Source organism: Hydrogenophaga sp. T2, assembly GCF_049843535.1.
Taxonomy (GTDB): Bacteria; Pseudomonadota; Gammaproteobacteria; order Burkholderiales; family Burkholderiaceae_C; genus Hydrogenophaga; species Hydrogenophaga crocea.
In genome coordinates this window covers 378,768-396,798 of the sequence record NZ_JBBHZJ010000004.1, presented here as the reverse complement: position 1 = coordinate 396,798, position 18,031 = coordinate 378,768, and the positions used below count along the sequence as shown (strand labels likewise).

The window sequence follows — 18,031 nt, the reverse complement described above, 5'->3', positions numbered from 1 at the left end:
GGTACTCCTCGGTCTGGTGGTGAACGGTCTTGGACCTGAGGGACCGCGGCCCGGGGGCTAGGTTCCCCGGTCCGCGCGCACGGGCTTGCCCAGCGCCCGCTGGGCGGCCTCCAGGCCGCTGCGCACCGCGCCTTCGAGGGTGGCCGGGTAGGGGCCGTCGACGTGGTCGCCCGCCGCCCACAGGCCCTCGGCCACCACGGCCGGCGGCCGTTGCAGGCCGGGTGTGCAGGCGAAGGTGGCGCGTTTTTCGGTCACGGTCTGCAGCGGCAGCAGGTGGATGCCCAGCTGCGCGCCGGCCTGCGCGATCGCCGCCGCCTGCAGCGCCTCGCGCTCGCCTTCGCTGGCGCTGAGCACCAGCGCCATCACGCCCTGCATGGCCGGGTCGCGCGGGCTCAGCGCCCCGCGGTCGAACACGAACTGCGCCGGGCCCCCGCGCAGCGCGAGCACGGGCGCCGCCAGCCGCGCCGCGGGCGCCCAGGCGTAGACCGTGGTGATCGCGGTGTGCTGCAGCGCCTCGGCGCAGCGCGCCCATTCGGGCGCCACGGCGGCCAGGGCACGCGCGGCCGCGGGCGCGCCCGTGGCCCAGACCACGCGCTGGAAATGCGCTTCGGTGCCGTCGCTCGTTTGCAGCTGCCAGCCCGCGCCGTCGCGCGCGATGCGCTCGACCCGGCGGCCCGTGTGCACCGACTGCCCGCGCTCGAGCAGCCAGCGCTCGGCCGCGTCGGGCAGCAGGGCCGACAGGTCCACGCGCGGCAGCAGCAGCGCCGCGGGCGCGATGCCCGCCGTGGCCTGGCCGAACAGCGCGTCGCGCAGCACGCGCAGGAACACACGGCCGCTGGCCTGCGCGCTCGGCAGGTTCAGCGCCGACACGCACAGCGGCTCGATCAGTTCTTCCATGGCGCGCGCCGACACGCCGCGGCACAGCGCGGCCACGCTGGCCTCGGGCGGGCAGTCGAAGTTCGCGGCGCGCCAGCGCAGCGTGGCGCGCAGCAGGCCCAGGCGGTCGCCCCAGCCCCAGCCGCGCGCGGTGGCGATGGCCGCCAGCGCGTCCAACGGCGCGCGCCAGGACCGCGCCCAGTCGGGCACCTGCAGGCCGCGGCCGTCGGCGAAGCGCAGCGACAGCGGCATCGCGTGCAGCACATCGAGCGGTGCCACGCCCAGGTGCTGCATCAGGCCCAGCGTGTCGCTGTAGGCGCCGATGAGGATGTGCTGGCCGTTGTCCAGCGTGCAGGCGAGGCCATCGCCGCGGTGCAGCACCAGCCGGCGCGCGCGCCCGCCGAGCGCGTGCGCGGCCTCGAACAGCGACACCTGCTGGCCGTTCTCGGCCAGGGCCACGGCCGCCGCCAGGCCGGCCCAGCCGCCACCGACCACCGCGACCCGGTTCACAGGCGCCCCAGCGCCTGCACCTTCCAGGCGAGCCAGAACTTGCGCAGCGGCGTCAGGCTCACGCGCTGCGTGAGCACGGCCATGGGGTCGGCCGCGATCTCGTGCAGCAGGGTGCGGTAGATGCTGGCCATCATGAGGCCCGGCTTTTGCGCGCGCCGGTCGGCGTCGGGCAGCAGGGCCAGGGCCTCGGTGTAGGTGTCGAGCGCGCGCTGGCACTGGAAGGCCATGAGCGCGCGAAAGCGCCGCTCGAAGTCGGCCGCGTCGCCGCCGGGTGCGGCGCCGCGCTTGAGCAGCTCGTGGGCCTTCACGTCGAAGCGCTGCAGCTCGTCGATGGGCAGGTAGATGCGCCCGCGCATCGCGTCTTCGCCCACGTCGCGCACGATGTTGGTGAGCTGGAAGGCCAGGCCCAGGCGGTGCGCGTAGTCGGTGGTGCGCGCATCGGTCTGGCCGAAGATGCGCGCGGCCACCTCGCCCACGATGCCGGCCACCAGGTGGCAGTAGCGCTGCAGGTTGGGGAAGTCGAGGTAGCGGCTTTGTTCGAGGTCCATCTGGCAGCCCTCGATCACCGCCAGCAGGTGGCGCGATTCGATGCCGAAGGTGGGCGCGAGCGGCATCAGCGCCTGCGTCACCGGGTGCGTGGGCTGGCCCTGCCAGGCGCGGCCCACCTCGCTGCGCCACCAGGCCAGCTTGGTCTGCGCCACGCCGGCGTCGCTCACCTCGTCGACCACGTCGTCGACCTCGCGGCAGAAGGCGTAGAAGGCCGTGATGGCCGCGCGGCGCTCGGGGGGCAGGAACAGGAAGGCGTAGTAGAAGCTGCTGCCCGAGGCGGCGGCTTTCTGCTGGACGTAGTCTTGCGGGCTCATGGGTTGCGGCGAGTGTACGCACTCGATGGCCGCGCCCGCGGTGCCCGGGCGCGGACCCGGACGCCGGCGCTCAGCGCAGGATGTCCAGGCGCTGCGGGCGCCAGCTGTAGCGGCGCACCACGCGGGGCGCTTCGCAGTCGGGTCGCATCGCGCCGGCGTCGAGCAGGCCCCAGTCCTCGCCGTGCGCGCTGCCCAGCACCTGCAGCCGCGCCATGTCGAAGCATTCGAGCCGCAGCGAGTCGGGCACCAGCAGCACGCGCGTGGGGTCTTCGCGCAGCCACTGCCAGGCGTTGCGCTCCTGCTCGGCCAGCGGCGCGAGCACGCTGAAGTGGTGCAGCGGCCGGCGCGAGAACAGCAGGAACTGCTCCTTGAACTGCAGCAGGCCCACCTCGCGCGTGGGCTCGAGCCGCTGTTCGAGCCGCTCCATCACGGCGCGCGGCGTGCGGTGCGCGTCCATGGCCGGCCACAGCCACAGCGAGAGCGCGAGCCAGCCGGCCAGCGACACCAGCACGCCCTGTTCGAGCACCTCGCGGCGCCAGGTGAGGGCGGTGGCCGCGAGCAGCCCCAGACCCAGCAGCAGCATCGGGAGGGACAGGCCCGCCAGCGCATCGCCGTAGTCCTCGAGCCGCGGCCCGAACAGGCCGGGCTTGAAACGCGCCACCGCGCCGAGCACCAGCACCGCCAGCCCGGCCAGCACCAGCACCGCGCGCAGTGCGATCGTGGTGGTGCGGGTGTTGCCGGCCTCGCGCGCGCGCTGCCAGAGCACGCCCGCGGCCAGGCTCAGCATGGGCAGCGCGGGCAGGATGTACACGATGCGCTTGCCGCGGCTGAGCGAGAAGAACACCAGCACCATCAGGGCCCAGGCCATGAGCACACGCACCGTGCGGTCCTGGCGCAGCAGCGCCGCGAGCCGCCGGCCCTGCGTGGCGAACAGCAGCAGCAGCGGCAGCCACACGCTGGGAATGGCCGCGGTGAACAGGTAGTGCCAGGCGTTGATGTGGCCCCAGGGGTTGGCGTAACGGCCGGCGGTCTGGCGCAGCAGGATGTCGTCGCGGTAGGCGCGCAGCGCCTCGTCGCCCGAGGCCTGCACCGCCCACAGCATGGGCCCCAGCCACAGGGCCAGCACGCCGAGCAGCACGGCCAGGCCCAGCCAGCTGCGCGCGCCCCAGAGCCGGCCGCCTTCTGCGCCCGTGCGCGCGCCCCAGGCGGCGAGCGGGATCAGCATGAACAGCGGCAGAAAGCCCACGCCCTTGGTCATGATGCCCAGGGCCATGGCCGCGAAAGCGCCGAGGTACCAGCCCCAGCTCGGCCCGAGCACGAAGTGCCGCAGCAGGCCGTAGCAGCCCAGCGTGATCCAGAAACACACCAGCGCGTCGAGCTGGGCGCCCTTGGCCTGCAGCAGGAACTGCGGCGTGAGCAGCAGCACCAGCACGGCGTTGCGCGCCGCCTCGGCGCCCCAGATGCGCCGGCCGATGTCGTGCACCAGCCAGACCGTGCCGGCGCCCGCGAGCGCGCTGGGCAGCAGGAAGGCAATCTTGAGCTGGCCGGTGGCCAGGTAGAACAGCGCCACCAGCCAGATGAAGAGCGGCGGTTTGTCGGGGTAGGGCTCGCCGCCGCGCATCGGGAACAGCCATTGGCCCGACTCGACCATCTCGCGCGCGATCTGCGCGAAGCGCGGCTCGTCGGCGGGCCAGGGCGAGCGCAGCCCGATGCCGGCGGCAAGCACCAGCAGGGTGGCGATCATCAGCACGGCGATGCCGATGGCGCGGCCCGCGCGCGGGGCGGTGTCGGGGGCGTTCATGTCGGGGGGGCGGCGCGCCGCAGGGTGTCGAGCCGCTCGCGCAGGCCGCTGCGGTACAGGTACAGGCCGATGCCGGTGCACACCAGCAGCGTGGCCAGGCTGGCCCAGAGCTGGGTGCTGCTGTGCAGGGCCAGGCCCGAGCCGGCGTAGCTGAACATCACCATCTGCGGCAGGTAGCCGATGGCGCTGCCCAGGGCCACTTCGGAAAAGCCCAGGCCGGCCAGGCCCGCGAGGATGTTGGTGGCCAGGTTGCTGCCCACGGGCAGCAGGCGCAGCAGGCAGATCCACAGCCAGGTGTCTTGCGCCAGCAGCTGCTGCAGGGCCTGCACGCGCGCCGCGTGGCGCTGGCGGATCCAGTTGCCCGTGAAATGGCGCACCACCGCCATGGTGAGCAGCGAGCCCGCCACCGTGAGCAGCGTGCTCACCGCGGCGCCCTGCCAGCCGCCCATGAGGTAGCCGCAGCTGAAGGCCAGCACCTGGCGCGGCCCGCCGAGCGCGGTGTAGACCACGGCCGCCACGCCGAAGACCGGCCAGGCCACGCTCCAGTGGTGCAGGAACAGCCGGTGCAGCAGGTCTTCTTCGGTGACCGGGCCCCACCAGCCGTAGTGCAGCGCGAGGAAGGCCAGCGTGATCACGCCCGTGAACACGAGCGGCTTCACGACCAGGGCCATCAGCGTCTTCGTCATGGCGCCGGTTCGCCCACGGTCTGCTTGTCGCTCAGCGTGGGGCGCTGGCTGCGCCGCATCAGCCAGCGCACGCCGACCATGTCGACCAGCCCCACCCACAGCCGGTTCCAGGCGGTGTACTTGGAGATGCCCGCGCGGCGCGGCCGGTGGTTCACCGGCACCACCGCCACGCGCCCGCCGATGCGCTGCACCAGCGCGGGCAGGAAGCGGTGCATGTGGTCGAAGTAGGGCAGGCTGAGCCAGGTCTGGCGCGGGATGAGCTTGAGGCCGCAGCCGGTGTCGGGCACCCCGTCGTCGAGCACGCACCGCCGCACCGCGTTGGCGATGCGCGACTGCAGCTTCTTCCAGCGCGTGTCCTGGCGGTGGCGGCGGTGGCCCGCGACGCAGAAATCGGGGCCGCCGCTCAGGAGCCGGCGGGCCTCGGCGATCAGGGCGGGGATGTCGGCCGGGTCGTTCTGGCCGTCGCCGTCGATGGTCACCAGGAAGCGCCCGTTCGCGTGCCGGGCCGCGGTGAGCAGCGCGGTGCTCTGGCCGCAGCTGTGCTCGTGGCGCAGCAACTGGCCGCGCACGCCGCTGCGCCGGCACTGGTCGAGGAAGACCTCGCCGGTGGCGTCGCGGCTGCCATCGTCGACCAGCACCACCTCGAAGCCGATGTGGGGGTTGAGGGCGGCGGCGATCTCGGCCACCAGCGGACCGATGTTGTCGGCCTCGTCCTTGGCCGGGATGAGGACGGAGACTTCCAGGGACGTGCCAGTCATGGGCGTGCTCCTCGGGGTGGCGGTGGGGACGGTGGCGGCGGCCAGGGGCGCGCCGGGAAACCAGCGGGGCAGGGCCGTGGGCGCTGCGGCGCGGGGGCGCGGGGCCAGCGCGAAGGCGCTCAGCCCGCCCACCGCGATGCCCGCGAACACGTCGAGCGGAAAGTGCAGGCCCAGGGCCACGCGGCTCCAGGCCACGGCCGCGGCCAGGCCCAGACCGGCCAGCGCGAGCCAGCGGCGCGGGGCCGTCAGCAGCGCAGCCGCGCCGAGCGCCGCGGCCACCGTGGCGTGCATGCTGGGCCAGGTGGACGAGTGGCCGTGCGGCATCCATTGCGTGCCCAGGCCCAGCGCGGCGGGACGGGGCATGGGCCAGGCCGCCTGCAGGCCCCGGGCCAGCAGCCAGGCCAGGGCCATGGCGAGCAGCATGTGCCGCGCGGCCACCCGCCAGGGGCCGCCGGCCAGCACCAGCGCGGCGACCGCCGCGGCCGCGGCCCACGGCAGGCTGTCGCTGGCCAGCCGCGCCAGCAGCGCCAGGGCCGGCGGCGCAGACGGTGGCAGGTTCCACCAGGGCATGAGGAGCTGGTTGATCGCGTCCATGGAAGGCGCCCGCGCGGGCGGCGGGCGGGCTTGCGGGCAGGGCAGGCCGGCGATCAGAACGGGCCGGGATTAACTGGACATTAGTCCGGGCCCGCGGGGGTCAGGCCAGGCGGGCCTCGCGTTCGAGCACCAACCGCAATTCGTGCCGGGCCACCGCTTTCAGCAGCAGGTCCGGATCGGTGATGCCTGGTGCCCAGGCCTCGTGCAAGGCGCCGAGGATGGCCCGGCCATCGGTGGATGTCAGGGCCTGGCCAAAGCCCATGGGGTCGATCAGGGCCAGGGCGCACTCGAACAGGGTTTCCATGCCCTGCGTGGACGTCATGCCCGGGCCGGTCCGGGCCCCGGCGGTGACCAACGCCAGCACGGCGAGTTCGGCGGCCGCCTGCCGCTTGGCCGAACGCTGGCCCTCGCCCACGCGCGAGGCGAGCAGGGCGGCCTTCAGGCGGTCCGCCTGCCGCCCGGCGGCCTTCTTGCGTGCCCGCTCCGGGACGGCGGCCCCCACGATGCGCCGGACGTTGTCGACCGGAGGGCCGTCGAGCACATCCTTTTCCATCCAGGCCCTGGGCACCACCTCGGACGGGAGGATGCCAGGGTGCTGGTCGGCGGCTTCGGCGTACCAGCGCATTTCCTGCAGGACCCAGTCGGCCTTGAGCTGGGCCAAGTCGTTCGACGAGGTCTGCAGCAGCTCGACCGCGCAGGCATACAGGCGCTCGCGCGCGCCAGGCTTGTTCAGGCCGTCTTGTTCGCCGGGTGGCGCCGTCTTGATGGCCATCATGGCCAGCATGGCCGCGGCCCGGGCCTGCTTGAGGCTATGGGGTCGGCCGGGCACGCGCCGTCGGGCCAGTTGCCTCACGTCGTCGAGCATGGCCTTGTATTCGCGGCGGCTCACGTGCAGATCGGCCCAGGCCTGCTGCAGCGACTCGGCTTTGCAAGGCAGCCGCCGCAGCAGCGCGGGCAGGTAGGACATGGGCGGGCGGGCCGGCCGGGCAGGCGCGGCCTTTGATGCCGGCAGCTTCGCCGGGTGAGCCGCGGGGATGGCGTGCGAGTATCGGATTTCGGACAGCGGGGTCATGGGCAAGGGGGAAGGGGCTTCGCCCGGGATGGCGCAAGCAGGCCGTGGGTGGTCGGTTCGCACGGCCTGTTCCCCGGGTCGGCCACCCGTCTGCGCGCCCTCGGCCAAACAGCCGGTCCGCCGCCTCAATAGGTGATGGTGAGCACCACCGTGTCGCCGTAGCTGCCCGCGGGCACCACCTGGTTGGCGGGGATGCGCGCGTAGACCGTGTGGTTCTTCGCCCCGGCCAGGCAGACCACGCCCAGCCCCAGCAGGTTGGTGCTGATGGTGCCGCCCACCCCGGGCCCGCCCGCGCCGCCGTCGCCCCAGGCGCTCTGGCGGTTGCTGTCGCTGTAGAGGCCGTAGCCCAGGCGGCCGCTGCCGGCGGCCATCTGGCGGTTGCCGGGGCTGCCGTTGCTGCCACTGGAGAGCGTGAGCGTGTAGCTCACGCTGCAGGCGAGCAGCAGGTAGGTGGGGGTGCAGGTCACGGTGACGCCGGCCTGGCTGTCCACGCGCGCGCCGCCCGGCGAGGTGTAGGCGCCGAAGGCCAGCGGCGTGGCCGCGACGCTGCAGGTGTGGGCCTGTGCGCCCGTGTTCAGGGCCAGCCAGAGCAGTGGCAGGGCGAGCCAGCGCAGCGCGGGGGTCATGAGGGCAGCTCCGGGGTGCAGGTGAGCGGGCCGAGGGTGGCCATGGGCAGGTCCTCGGGCAGGGTGAACTTCAAGTGGCACAGGCCCTGCGGGCCTTCGATGCGCAGCACGTTCTGCGCCGCGGCGTCGGCGATCCAGACCTGACCGCCGTGGGCGAAGGGCGCGCCTGCCGAGCCTTCGTCGCCCAGGCGCGTGGCGCGCGAGCCGGCGGCCACGTAGGCGCCATCGGGCCGCAGCACCACCAGCAGCGCCGAGCGCGTGCGCTGCGCCGGAAAGCGCACGCGCACCGCGGTCTGGGCCGGTGCGCGCACGTTGAGCGTGGGCACGGTCACGGCCACGTCCAGCGGCAGCACGTCGGCGGCGATGCCCACGGTGTTGTCCTGCCAGGGCAGCAGGCCCCAGACCCAGGCGTGGCCGCGGGCGTCGGTCACGGCCACGTCGCGGTGGTTGAGCTGCACGCCCACGCCGGGCAGGCCGTCGAGCTCCACGCGCGCGGCCGCGGTGTCGCCCAGCGGCCGGCCGACCACGGGCGCCCCTCCGAACCACAGCACACCGCCCTGCGCGGTGGCGCGCCAATGCGTGGACGGGTCGTCGCGCCAGCGCGCGGCCTGCAGCTCGACCCGGCCGGCCTCGCCGAGCCAGCTCAGGCCGGCCAGGCCGCGCAGCGCTTCGTTGCCGCCCTGCACGCGCCAGCCCAGGCCACCGGTGGTGGGTTCGTTGCGCTGCGCCTGCGCGGTCAGGCCGGGCTGGTCGCCGCCCTGCACGCGCACCGCCACCGAGGTGCGCGGGTCGAGCGCGCGCGTGAACAGCACGGCCACACTGGTGCTGCCCTCGCGCCGGAACAGGCTTGCGCCCAGGTGCCACTGCGCGCCCAGGCGGCGCTGCACGCCGGCGGTGAGCACGCGGGCGGGGCGGTCGAGGGCGTCGCGCTGCCAGATGGCGCCGCCCGACCAGGTGGTCTGGCCGACCGAGGTGCCCGCGAACAGGCCGATGCGCCGGCGCGGCGGCGCGCTGCCGTCGAGCAGCCGCAAGCGCGCGCCGTTGGCCTCGGCCGTGAGGTTGAACGTGCCGCGCCGCCCGATGCGCTCGAAGCCGAGCACGCTGCGCTGGCCGCGGCCCAGGCCTTCGGTGTCGCTGGTGGCGAACTGGGCGCTGAACACGCCCAGGCGCGCCGGCACCCAGTGCAGGCCGGCGCTTGCGGTGCGCGCGTGGCGCGCGAGTTCGGCGCGCCCGAGCAGGGTGAGGTCGTTGCGCAGGCCGTGGCGCAAGGCGCCGGCGACGAAGCCGTCGCGGTAGGTGTCGGCGCTGGTGGCGTAGCCGCGGCGCAGCACGCCGGCCTCGGCGCAGCCATCGGACAGGCCTTCGCGCAGCAGGCGCGGGCTCACGTAGTAGGGCACGGTCTGCACCTGCTCGACGCCGAGCACGTCGCGCTGCACCACGCGGATTTCGCCCGCGCCGGTCACACCGGGCAGGGCGTCGAGCGTGTAGCGGCCCGGCCCCACGCTGGCCGTGCCCGCGGCGCGGCCGTTGACCAGCAGGTCCACGCCGCTGGGCACCTGGGCGCTGCCTTGCACCGCGGGCAGGGGCTGGGTGATCAGGTCGGGCCGCAGCGCGAAGTCGGTGCCGTGCTGCACGCCGGCAAAGCGCAGCGCGGGCGCGAGTTCACCGCCGCAGGTGATGCTGTCGCCCACGGTGGTGCGGCGCAGGCCCTGGGGATCGGCGTGGGTCCAGGCGGTGTCCAGGCGCTGCCAGCGTGGAAGGTGTTGCAGATCGGCGCCGCCGCGCAGCACGCCGCTGCTGCGCAGCAGGCCGCCCGCGCTCCAGCCAAAGGCGCGCACGTCGAGCAGGGTGGCGTGGCGGCTGCCGCCGCGGTCGGACTCGAGGTTGCTCGAGTAGTCGAGCGCCACGCCGGGCAGCGGCTCCACGATGGGCGTGCGGGTCGCCGGCGCGCCGTCGATCTGCAGCCGCTGGGGTTCGAAGTCGGCGATCGGCGCGTCGAGCACCAGGCGCTGCGCGGCCACGTCGAACAGCGGGTTCCAGGCGTCCAGCCGGTGGTGGGCGGCGCCCTCGATCCAGCGCGGCGCATCGACCGGGCGCAGCCGCCACTGCTGCAGCACCGCCCGCGGTGCGTACCAGGCGCCGGCCTCTTCCATCAGCGGCGCGTAGGTGTCCACGCGCTGGCCATTGAGCCAGACCTCGATCAGGCGCGGCGCGGGCTGCGCGTGCACCGCGGCCGGCCCCAGCAGGGCAAGCCACAGCAGCAGGCGCCACAGGCCCTCAGAGCGGCGACGGCGCATCGAGCGCCCCGGCCAGCGGGCCGGCATCGCTGTCGGCTTCCCAGCGCAGCGCGCCCGGCGTCCAGCCCGCGGGCAGCGCCCAGCGGCACAGGCCGGCGGGCAGGGCGTAACACGGGCCCAGCGTGGCCTGGCGGCCGTCGGAGGCGGTGAGCTTGAGCGCGCGCACCTGCAGGTGGCGCAGGCCGCTGTTGCGCAGCTCCACGCCGTTCTCGCCCAGCTTCCAGTGCGGCTGCGGGCCGGGCGTGCCGGCGCCCGTGACGAAGACCGGCAGGCTCACGCGCATGAGCAGCTGCACGCCGCTTTCGAGCAGTTCGGGCGTGGCGACCTGGGTGAGCCAGAGGCGGTAGCTGCGCTCCACGCCGGCCTCCACCGGGCCGCGCAGGCCCACGCGCACCACCTGCGAGGCGCCCGGGGCGATCTCGAGGATGGGCGGGTTCACGATCAGCGCGGTCGAGGGGCGCAGCTCGTCGCCGGCCTCGGCAGGCTGCGACCAGTCGAACACCTCGGCCTGCAGCAGCAGCGGACGCGGCGTGGGGTTGTGCACCATGAGCTGGGTGGCGGCGGCGCGGCTGCCCAGGTCGACGCGCACCGGGCGCACCTGGAAGGCCTGTGCGCTCTGGGCGAACAGCAGCCCCGCGAGGGCGGCGACGAAGGCGGCGTGCACGGCCGGCCTCAGTAGGTGGCGGTGACGGTGATGGTGTCGAGGTAGACACCCACCGTGGCCGTGGCGCTCGAGGGCACGCGGCCGTAGACCGTGAAGCTCTGCGACAGGCCGGTGCCGGTGGACGCCACGGTCGACGAGCCGCCCGTGCCGTCGCCCCAGGGCTGGGTGCGGCCGGCGTCGCGGTACAGGCCGTAGACCAGGGTGTCGGCGCCGCTGGTCATGCGGCGCTGGGTCATGGTGGCGCCGGTGCCGGTGCCAGCGCTCAGCGAGAGGGTGTAGGGCGTGCCCACGGTGCAGATGGCCGTCACGTTCACGCTGCCGTCGGACTGGTTGCCGGGCGTGACGATGCCGAAGGCCAGTGCGCCGCCGCCGATCACGGTGCAGGCGGGCAGCACGGTGGCGGTGACGGTGAAGGTGGCGCTGCTCTGGGCCCAGGCGGGCAGGGCGAGCAGGACCAGCAGGGGCGGCAGTGCCAGGCGGCGGGCCAGGCGGTGGGTGGGGCGAACGGTGCGCTTGAACATCGGATCCTCCGTGTGGGTCGGCGGCCGGGCCATGCGTGGCCTGGTGCTGCCGTCACTGTCGGCGATCCGTGAGCGTTTGTTGAGGGCGTTCGGCCCCCCTGCGGGCGCTCCCCGCGGGCGGTGTCCAGCATTCCCCGCAGGGCCGTGGCCGGGGTTTCCTCAGCCCGCCTGCCGCAGTGCCTCGGTGCGCGCCGCGTAGTCCTGGCGCAGCTGCTTGCGCACCAGGGCCGCGTCGTGGCGGCGGCGCTCGTCGGGGGTGAAGGGGCGCAGCGGCGGCACGGCCACGGGCTTGCCGTCGTCGTCCACCGCGACCATGGTGAAGAAGCAGCTGTTGGCGTGCCGCACCACCTGCGTGCGGATGTTCTCGGCCACCACCTTGATGCCGATCTCCATCGAGCTGCGGCCGGTGTGGTTCACCGAGGCGAGGAAGGTCACGAGCTCGCCCACGTGGATGGGCTGGCGGAACATCACCTGGTCGACCGACAGCGTGACCACGTAGCGCCCGGCGTAGCGGCTGGCGCAGGCGTACGCCACCTGGTCGAGCAGCTTGAGCACGGTGCCGCCGTGCACGTTGCCCGAGAAGTTGGCCATGTCGGGCGTCATGAGCACGGTCATGCTCAGTTGGTGGGCGGGGAGGTCCATGGGGGCGTTGGCGGGCTGCGAAGGGCTGGGACTGTACACGCGGCCCGCTCAGCGCGGCCCGCGCAGCGGCGGCGGCAGCGCATCGCCGGCCTGGCGGCGGCGAAACAGCGCGGCGCGCGCGAGCACGATGGTGGTCACCGGCGCGGTGATGGACAGCACGATGATGATCAGCCACACGTGCAGCGACAGCCCGTGGCCGCGCGTGCTGAAGTGCAGGATGGATGCGAGCGTGACGATCCACGCGCCCAGCGTGGACGCCAGCGCCGGCGCGTGCATGCGCGAGAAGAAATCGGGCAGTCGGCGCAGACCCAGCGCGGCCAGCAGCACCACGACTCCGCTGGCCAGCAGCAGCAGGCCCACGGCGATTTCGGACCAGGGCGGCAGCGTCATTCGATCACCTCGCCGCGCAGCAGGAACTTGGCCAGGGCCACCGAGCCGATGAAGCCGAACAGCACCATCAGCAGCGCGCCCTCGAAGTACATCTCGCTGTCGTAGCGGATGGCGAGCACGAGCATGACCAGCATGCCCACGATGTACATGAAGTCGACCGCGAGCACGCGGTCCTGCGCGCTCGGGCCCTTGAAGAGGCGCATCAGGCCGATGCCCATGGCGACGAGGTAGAGCACCAGCGTCGCGCCGATCGCGATCGAGAGGAAAGGGCTCATCCGAAGATCTCCTGGAGCGGCCGCTCGTAGTCGGCCTTGAAATGGGCGATGAAGGCGGCTTCGTCGTCGAGGTCGAACACGTGCAGCAGCAGCGCGCCGTTGTCGGGTGCGATCTCGGTCCACACCGTGCCCGGCACCACCGCGGTGATCATGGCCAGTGCGGCCAGGCCGTGCGTGTCGCGCAGGTCGAGCGGCACCACCACAAAGCGGCCGCGCGGCGGCTCGCGGCGCAGGCGCACCACGCCCGCGGCGACCTGGATCGCCGACACCACCACGTCGCGGCCCACGCGCGCGATCAGTTGCGCCAGCGTGAGCCAGCGGCTCAGCGGGCCGGGCGTGGGCCGCAGCGGCGCCATCAGCAGCGGCGCCACGATGGCCACGACCAGGCCCAGCAGCAGCTGACCCGCGCTGGTGCTGCGGTTGAGCATGAGCCAGCCCAGGAACAGGCCGAAGGACAGCCAGGGCGAAGGGATCAGGCGCTTCATGGCTGCGCTCCTTTGACCGGGTTGGGCACGGTGCGCGTGCCCAGCACGGCGTCGATGTACAGGCGCGGCGCGTGCAGCACCTCGGCGGTGGCGCGGGTGTAGCCCAGCACCGCCTCGGCCTGCGCCACCAGCAGCAGCGCGGCGGCCAGCAGCGCCGCGATCGGCAGCGTCTCGACCACGCGCAGGCGCGGCGCGGGCCGGTCCTGCGCGGTCCAGAAGTGGCGCACGCCCACGCGCATGAGCGCGATGGCCGCGAACAGGCCCGAGCCGATCAGCAGCGTGAACAGCCACCAGGCCGGCGCGCTGCCCAGATCGAGCAGGGCCTGCAGCATGCTGAGCTTGCTCACGAAGCCCGAGAGCGGCGGCAGGCCTGCGATCACCATGGCGCAGACCGTGAAGGCCACGCCCAGGAAGGCCAGCGCCGCGGGGATGGCGCGGCCGATCAGCGCCTCTTCGTTGTCGTCGAGGTTGATGCCCTTGGGCGGCTCGGCGTCGAGGAAGGCCGGCAGCGCGTAGTTGCCATCGTCGAGGTCCTCGGGGCCTTCTTCGACCTCGCGCGCGCGCTCGATCAGCTCGACCAGCAGGAACAGCGCACAGCCCGCGAGCGTGGAGCTCGCGAGGTAGAACAGCGCGCCGCTGGTGAGCGCGGGCGCGTCGAAGCCGATGGCCGCGATCAGCGTGCCCGAGGACGCGATCACGCTGTAGCCCGCGAGCCGCCCGAGCTGCTGCGAGGCCAGCATGCCGATGGCGCCGAAGGCCAGCGTGGCCAGGCCGCCCCAGACCAGCACCGGGCCGCCGAAGCCCGCCGACGCGCCGCCCGCGTCGGCCGGGAAGCACAGCGTCCACAGGCGCAGGATGGCGTACGCGCCCACCTTGGTGAGGATGGCGAACACCGCGGCCGAGGGCGCGCTGGCCGCGCCATAGGCGGGCGGCAGCCAGAAGTTGAGTGGCCACAGCGCGGCCTTGGCCAGGAAGGCGACCGCCAGGATGGCTGCGCCCGCGTGCAGCAGGCCGCGGTCGCCCGGTGCGATCAGCGCGATCTTGGCCGCGATGTCGGCCATGTTCAGCGTGCCCGTGACGCCGTAGATCACCGCCACCCCGATCAGGAACAGCAGCGAGGCCAGCAGGTTGATCGAGATGTAGTGCAGGCCCGCGCGCACCCGCGCCAGCCCGCCGCCGTGCAGCAGCAGGCCGTAGCTGGCGGCCAGCAGCACCTCGAAGAACACGAACAGGTTGAACAGGTCGCCGGTGAGGAAGGCGCCGTACAGGCCCATGAGCTGCAGCTGGAACAGCACGTGGAAGTACACGCCCGCGTGCTGCCAGCGCGCGAGCGCGAACAGCAGCGCGGCCAGGCCCACGGCGCCCGCGAGCACGGCCATGAACACGGCGAGGGGGTCGGCCACGAGCACGATGCCGAAGGGCACGGGCCAGTTGCCGGGCAGGTACACGCCGAGCGCGGCGGTGCCGTCGGCCTGCACGCGCAGCAGCAGCCACACGGCCAGCAGCAGGCCGGTCAGCGTGGACGCGGTGTTGATCACCGCCTTCAGGCGGCGGTTGCCCTCGCCCAGCATGAGCATGAGCGCGGCCGTGCCCATGGGCAGCAGCACCGGGGCCACGAGGAGGTGTGCGGTGGCGGGGATCATCAGCGTTCCTCCACACCGTCGACGTGGTCGCCGCCCGACAGGCCGCGCAGCGCCAGCAGCACCACCAGGTACAGGGCCGTGGTGGCGAAGCCGATCACGATGGCGGTGAGCACCAGGGCCTGCGGCAGTGGGTCGGTGTAGTTCGTGAGGTCGGCCGGCACGCCGGCGCGCACGATGGGCTCGGCGTCGACCGACAGGCTGCCGACGCTGAAGATGAACAGGTTGACCGCGTAGGACAACAGGGCCAGGCCGATCAGCACCTGGAAGGTGCGGGGGCGCAGCACCAGCCACACGCCCGCGCCGGCCATGACGCCGATGGCGATCGAAACGACGACTTCCATCAGACGGCTCCTTTCACGGTGGGGGTGGGCAGGGCCGGCGGTTCGGGCGCCTGGGCGTCGTCCTCCTGCGCCGCCTGCTGGCGGCGCGCGCGCAGCGACTGGTGCGCGATCGCCGTGAGCAGCAGCAGCGTCGATCCCACCACCACCGCGAACACGCCCACGTCGAACAGCGCGGCCGTGGGCAGGTGCACCTCGCCCACCAGCGGCCAGGTGACGTGCGCCGTGTGCGTGGTGAGGAAGGGGTAGCCCAGCGCCAGCGAGCCCAGGCCGGTGGCCAGCGCGATGGCCATGCCGTAGGCGATCCAGCGCGGTGGCAGCAGGCGCATGCGGTCTTCGACCCAGCGCGTGCCGCTCACCATGTACTGCGCTATGAAGGCGATGGCCACCACCAGGCCGGCCACGAAGCCGCCGCCGGGCTCGTTGTGGCCGCGCATGAACAGGTGGAAGGCGAACACCGCGGCCACCGGCAGCAGCAGGCGCACCAGCACCGCGGGCACCTCGAGGTAGCGCTGCGGGGTGTCGCCGTCTTCGCGCGTGACGAGGTCGCTCTCCACGTTCTGGGGCACCGCGCGCTGCTGCGCGGGCTGGTCGATCACCTCCATGGGCGGGCGAAAGCGCCGCAGCAGCGCGTACACCGTGATGCCCACGATGCCCAGCACCGTGATCTCGCCCAGCGTGTCGAAGGCGCGGAAGTCGACCAGCATCACGTTGACGATGTTGGTGCCGCCGCCCTCGGGCAGGGCCTTTTCGATGAAGAAGGGCGAGATCGACAGCGGCGCTTTGCGCGTGAGCAGCGCATACGACAGCGCGGCCAGGCCCACGCCGATCAGCACCGCGATCAGCAGGTCGCGGCGGCGGCGCCAGTAGGTGCGCGCCATGGCGCCGGGCTCGTCCTCGAGCCGCTTGGGCATCCAGCGCAGGCCGAGCAGGAACAGCACCAGGGTCACCACCTCGACCGCGAGCTGCGTGAGCGCGAGATCGGGCGCCGAGAACCAGGCGAAGGTGATGCACACCGCCAGACCCACCACGCCGAGCATGATCAGCGCGGCCAGCCGGTGGAACTTGGCCTGCACCGCCGCGCCCAGCGCGCAGGCGCCGCCGATCACCCACAGCAGCACGAACTCGGGCGCCAGCGGCACGCGCGGACGGTCGCCCCAGGCCAGCGGCACGATCAGCGCCGAGCCCAGGCCCGCGAGGCCGGCGATCACGATCATGGCCGCGAGCTGCGGCTGCAGCCGCCGCGTGCCGAGCCAGCGCACGCCGCGGCGCGCACCGTCCGACAGCAGGGCGATGAGGCCCTCGAACACGCGCTTGCCATCGAGCCCGAACAGGCCGGGCGCGCGGCTGCTGTCGCGGTTTTTGAAGCGCTGCCCGAACAGCAGGTACACCAGCAGGCCACCCGCGGTGGCGATCAGGCTCATCACCAGCGGCGTGTTGAAACCGTGCCAGACCGCCAGGCTGTAGGCGGGCAGGTCGCCGCCCACCACGGGCGTGGCCGCGGTGGCCAGCAGCGGCCCGATGGACCAGGCCGGCAGCGTGCCCACCACCACGCAGGCCAGCACCAGCAGCTCCACGGGCACGCGCATCCAGTGCACGGGCTCGTGGGGCTGGCGCGGGCAGTCGGGCGGGGCGCCGAAGAACACGTCGTGCCCGAAGCGCAGCGAATAGACCACCGCGAACAGGCCCGCGAGCGTGGCCAGCAGCGGCAGGCCGTGTTCGATCAGCGGGCTCGCGCTCACGAACACGGTCTCGGCGAAGAACATCTCCTTGGACAGGAAGCCATTGAGCAGCGGCACGCCCGCCATGGCCGCGCAGGCCACGATGGCCAGCGTGCCGGTGATGGGCATGCTGCGGTACAGGCCGTCGAGGCGGCGCATGTCGCGCGTGCCGGTCTCGTGGTCGATGATGCCCACCGACATGAAGAGCGAGGCCTTGAAGGTCGCGTGGTTCATCATGTGGAAGACCGCGGCCACCGCGGCCAGCGGGCTGTTCAGGCCCAGCAGCAGCGTGATCAGGCCCAGGTGGCTGATGGTGGAGTACGCGAGCAGGCCCTTGAGGTCGTTCTGGAACATGGCCGCGTACGCACCGAGCAGCAGCGTGGCCAGGCCCGCGCCGCCCACGATCCAGAACCACTCGGGCGTGCCCGCGAGCACCGGCCACAGCCGCGCCAGCAGGAACACGCCGGCCTTCACCATGGTGGCCGAGTGCAGGTAGGCCGACACCGGCGTGGGCGCGGCCATCGCATGCGGCAGCCAGAAGTGGAACGGGAACTGCGCGCTCTTGCTCAGCGCGCCCAGCAGGATGAGCAGCAGCGCGGGGGTGTACAGCGCGTGCTCGCGCACCGCCGCGCCGGCCTTGAGCACGGCGTCGAGCTCCAGGCTGCCCACGATGTGGCCCAGCAGCAGCACACCGGCCAGCAGGCACAGCCCGCCGGTGGCGGTGACGGTGAAGGCCATGCGCGCGCCGCGGCGCGCGTCCTTGCGGTGCGTCCAGTAGCCGATCAGCAGGAACGAGAACACGCTGGTGAGCTCCCAGAACACCACCAGCTGCACCAGGTTGCCCGAGAGCACCACGCCCAGCATGGCGCCCATGAAGCCCAGCAGCAGCGAATAGAAGCGCGCGGCCGGGTCGTCGGGCGAGAGGTAGTAGCGCGCGTACACGATCACCAGCAGGCCCATGGCGCTGACCAGCATCGCGAACATCCAGGCGAAGCCGTCGATGCGCACGACCAGGTCCATGCCCAGCGAGGGCAGCCAGGCCAGGCGCTCGGTCAGCACGGCGCCGTCGCGTATCTCGGGATAGAGCAGGGCGAGGGGAACGGCCACCCCGAGGGCCACCAGCGCGGCCCACAGGGACTCGAGGTTGCGCGCGTTCGTGGGCAGCAGGGCCGCCACGCCGCAACCCACGAAGGGGAGCAACAGCAACAGAAAGAGGGAAAAGGGCATCCCCCGAGTCTAAGCGGCGATGGGCCAAGCCCCTTCAAATGC

The 18,031-nt window shown here is 73.3% G+C and carries 17 protein-coding genes; all 17 read right to left on the bottom strand.

Features of this window, described 5'->3' with window-relative positions; genetic code table 11:
- Nucleotides 1-57 precede the first annotated feature (57 nt).
- Complete coding sequence (gene hpnE / locus WDZ95_RS12100; protein ID WP_425778714.1) at nt 58-1,386, bottom strand: hydroxysqualene dehydroxylase HpnE; 1,329 nt, start codon at nt 1,384-1,386, stop codon at nt 58-60.
- Complete coding sequence (hpnD, locus tag WDZ95_RS12095; RefSeq protein ID WP_425778712.1) at nt 1,383-2,249, bottom strand: presqualene diphosphate synthase HpnD; 867 nt, start codon at nt 2,247-2,249, stop codon at nt 1,383-1,385. Before hpnD ends, hpnE begins: the two co-directional genes overlap by 4 nt.
- Before the next feature lie 70 nt (nt 2,250-2,319).
- Nucleotides 2,320-4,050, bottom strand: a complete 1,731-nt coding sequence (locus WDZ95_RS12090; RefSeq protein WP_425778710.1) for an ArnT family glycosyltransferase — start codon at nt 4,048-4,050, stop codon at nt 2,320-2,322.
- The gene (locus WDZ95_RS12085; protein WP_166225241.1) at nt 4,047-4,736 is read right to left on the bottom strand and encodes a TVP38/TMEM64 family protein; all 690 of its coding nucleotides are present in this window, start codon (nt 4,734-4,736) and stop codon (nt 4,047-4,049) included. The genes WDZ95_RS12090 and WDZ95_RS12085 overlap by 4 nt, the downstream gene beginning before the upstream one ends.
- Complete coding sequence (locus WDZ95_RS12080; protein WP_425778707.1) at nt 4,733-6,088, bottom strand: glycosyltransferase; 1,356 nt, start codon at nt 6,086-6,088, stop codon at nt 4,733-4,735. The genes WDZ95_RS12085 and WDZ95_RS12080 overlap by 4 nt, the downstream gene beginning before the upstream one ends.
- Nucleotides 6,089-6,188: 100 nt before the next feature.
- A complete protein-coding gene (locus WDZ95_RS12075; RefSeq protein ID WP_425778705.1) occupies nt 6,189-7,055 on the bottom strand; it encodes a hypothetical protein in 867 nt (288 codons plus the stop codon).
- Between the two features lie 230 nt (nt 7,056-7,285).
- Nucleotides 7,286-7,786, bottom strand: a complete 501-nt coding sequence (locus WDZ95_RS12070; RefSeq protein WP_425778703.1) for a Csu type fimbrial protein — start codon at nt 7,784-7,786, stop codon at nt 7,286-7,288.
- Nucleotides 7,783-10,083 carry a fimbria/pilus outer membrane usher protein gene (locus tag WDZ95_RS12065; RefSeq protein ID WP_425778701.1) on the bottom strand — a complete coding sequence of 767 codons (2,301 nt, stop codon included), beginning with the start codon at nt 10,081-10,083 and terminating at the stop codon, nt 7,783-7,785. The genes WDZ95_RS12070 and WDZ95_RS12065 overlap by 4 nt, the downstream gene beginning before the upstream one ends.
- Nucleotides 10,064-10,747: a fimbrial biogenesis chaperone gene (locus WDZ95_RS12060; protein ID WP_425778699.1), complete on the bottom strand. Its 684-nt coding sequence runs from the start codon at nt 10,745-10,747 to the stop codon at nt 10,064-10,066. The genes WDZ95_RS12065 and WDZ95_RS12060 overlap by 20 nt, the downstream gene beginning before the upstream one ends.
- Nucleotides 10,748-10,755: 8 nt before the next feature.
- Nucleotides 10,756-11,268: a Csu type fimbrial protein gene (locus WDZ95_RS12055; RefSeq protein WP_425778697.1), complete on the bottom strand. Its 513-nt coding sequence runs from the start codon at nt 11,266-11,268 to the stop codon at nt 10,756-10,758.
- A gap of 159 nt (nt 11,269-11,427) precedes the next feature.
- Nucleotides 11,428-11,910 (bottom strand): acyl-CoA thioesterase, encoded by a 483-nt coding sequence (locus tag WDZ95_RS12050; RefSeq protein ID WP_166225261.1) that lies wholly within the window; start codon nt 11,908-11,910, stop codon nt 11,428-11,430.
- Between the two features lie 48 nt (nt 11,911-11,958).
- Entirely contained in the window at nt 11,959-12,300 is a 342-nt protein-coding gene (locus tag WDZ95_RS12045) for a Na+/H+ antiporter subunit G (protein WP_425778695.1), read from the bottom strand.
- On the bottom strand, nt 12,297-12,575 hold the full coding sequence (locus WDZ95_RS12040) for a K+/H+ antiporter subunit F (RefSeq protein WP_425778693.1): 279 nt from the start codon (nt 12,573-12,575) through the stop codon (nt 12,297-12,299). Before WDZ95_RS12040 ends, WDZ95_RS12045 begins: the two co-directional genes overlap by 4 nt.
- On the bottom strand, nt 12,572-13,060 hold the full coding sequence (locus tag WDZ95_RS12035) for a Na+/H+ antiporter subunit E (RefSeq protein ID WP_425778691.1): 489 nt from the start codon (nt 13,058-13,060) through the stop codon (nt 12,572-12,574). Before WDZ95_RS12035 ends, WDZ95_RS12040 begins: the two co-directional genes overlap by 4 nt.
- Entirely contained in the window at nt 13,057-14,703 is a 1,647-nt protein-coding gene (locus WDZ95_RS12030; RefSeq protein ID WP_425778689.1) for a monovalent cation/H+ antiporter subunit D, read from the bottom strand. The genes WDZ95_RS12035 and WDZ95_RS12030 overlap by 4 nt, the downstream gene beginning before the upstream one ends.
- Entirely contained in the window at nt 14,703-15,044 is a 342-nt protein-coding gene (locus WDZ95_RS12025) for a Na+/H+ antiporter subunit C (protein WP_425778687.1), read from the bottom strand. The genes WDZ95_RS12030 and WDZ95_RS12025 overlap by 1 nt, the downstream gene beginning before the upstream one ends.
- Entirely contained in the window at nt 15,044-17,989 is a 2,946-nt protein-coding gene (locus WDZ95_RS12020) for a monovalent cation/H+ antiporter subunit A (RefSeq protein WP_425778685.1), read from the bottom strand. Before WDZ95_RS12020 ends, WDZ95_RS12025 begins: the two co-directional genes overlap by 1 nt.
- Between the last annotated feature and the right edge of the window lie 42 nt (nt 17,990-18,031).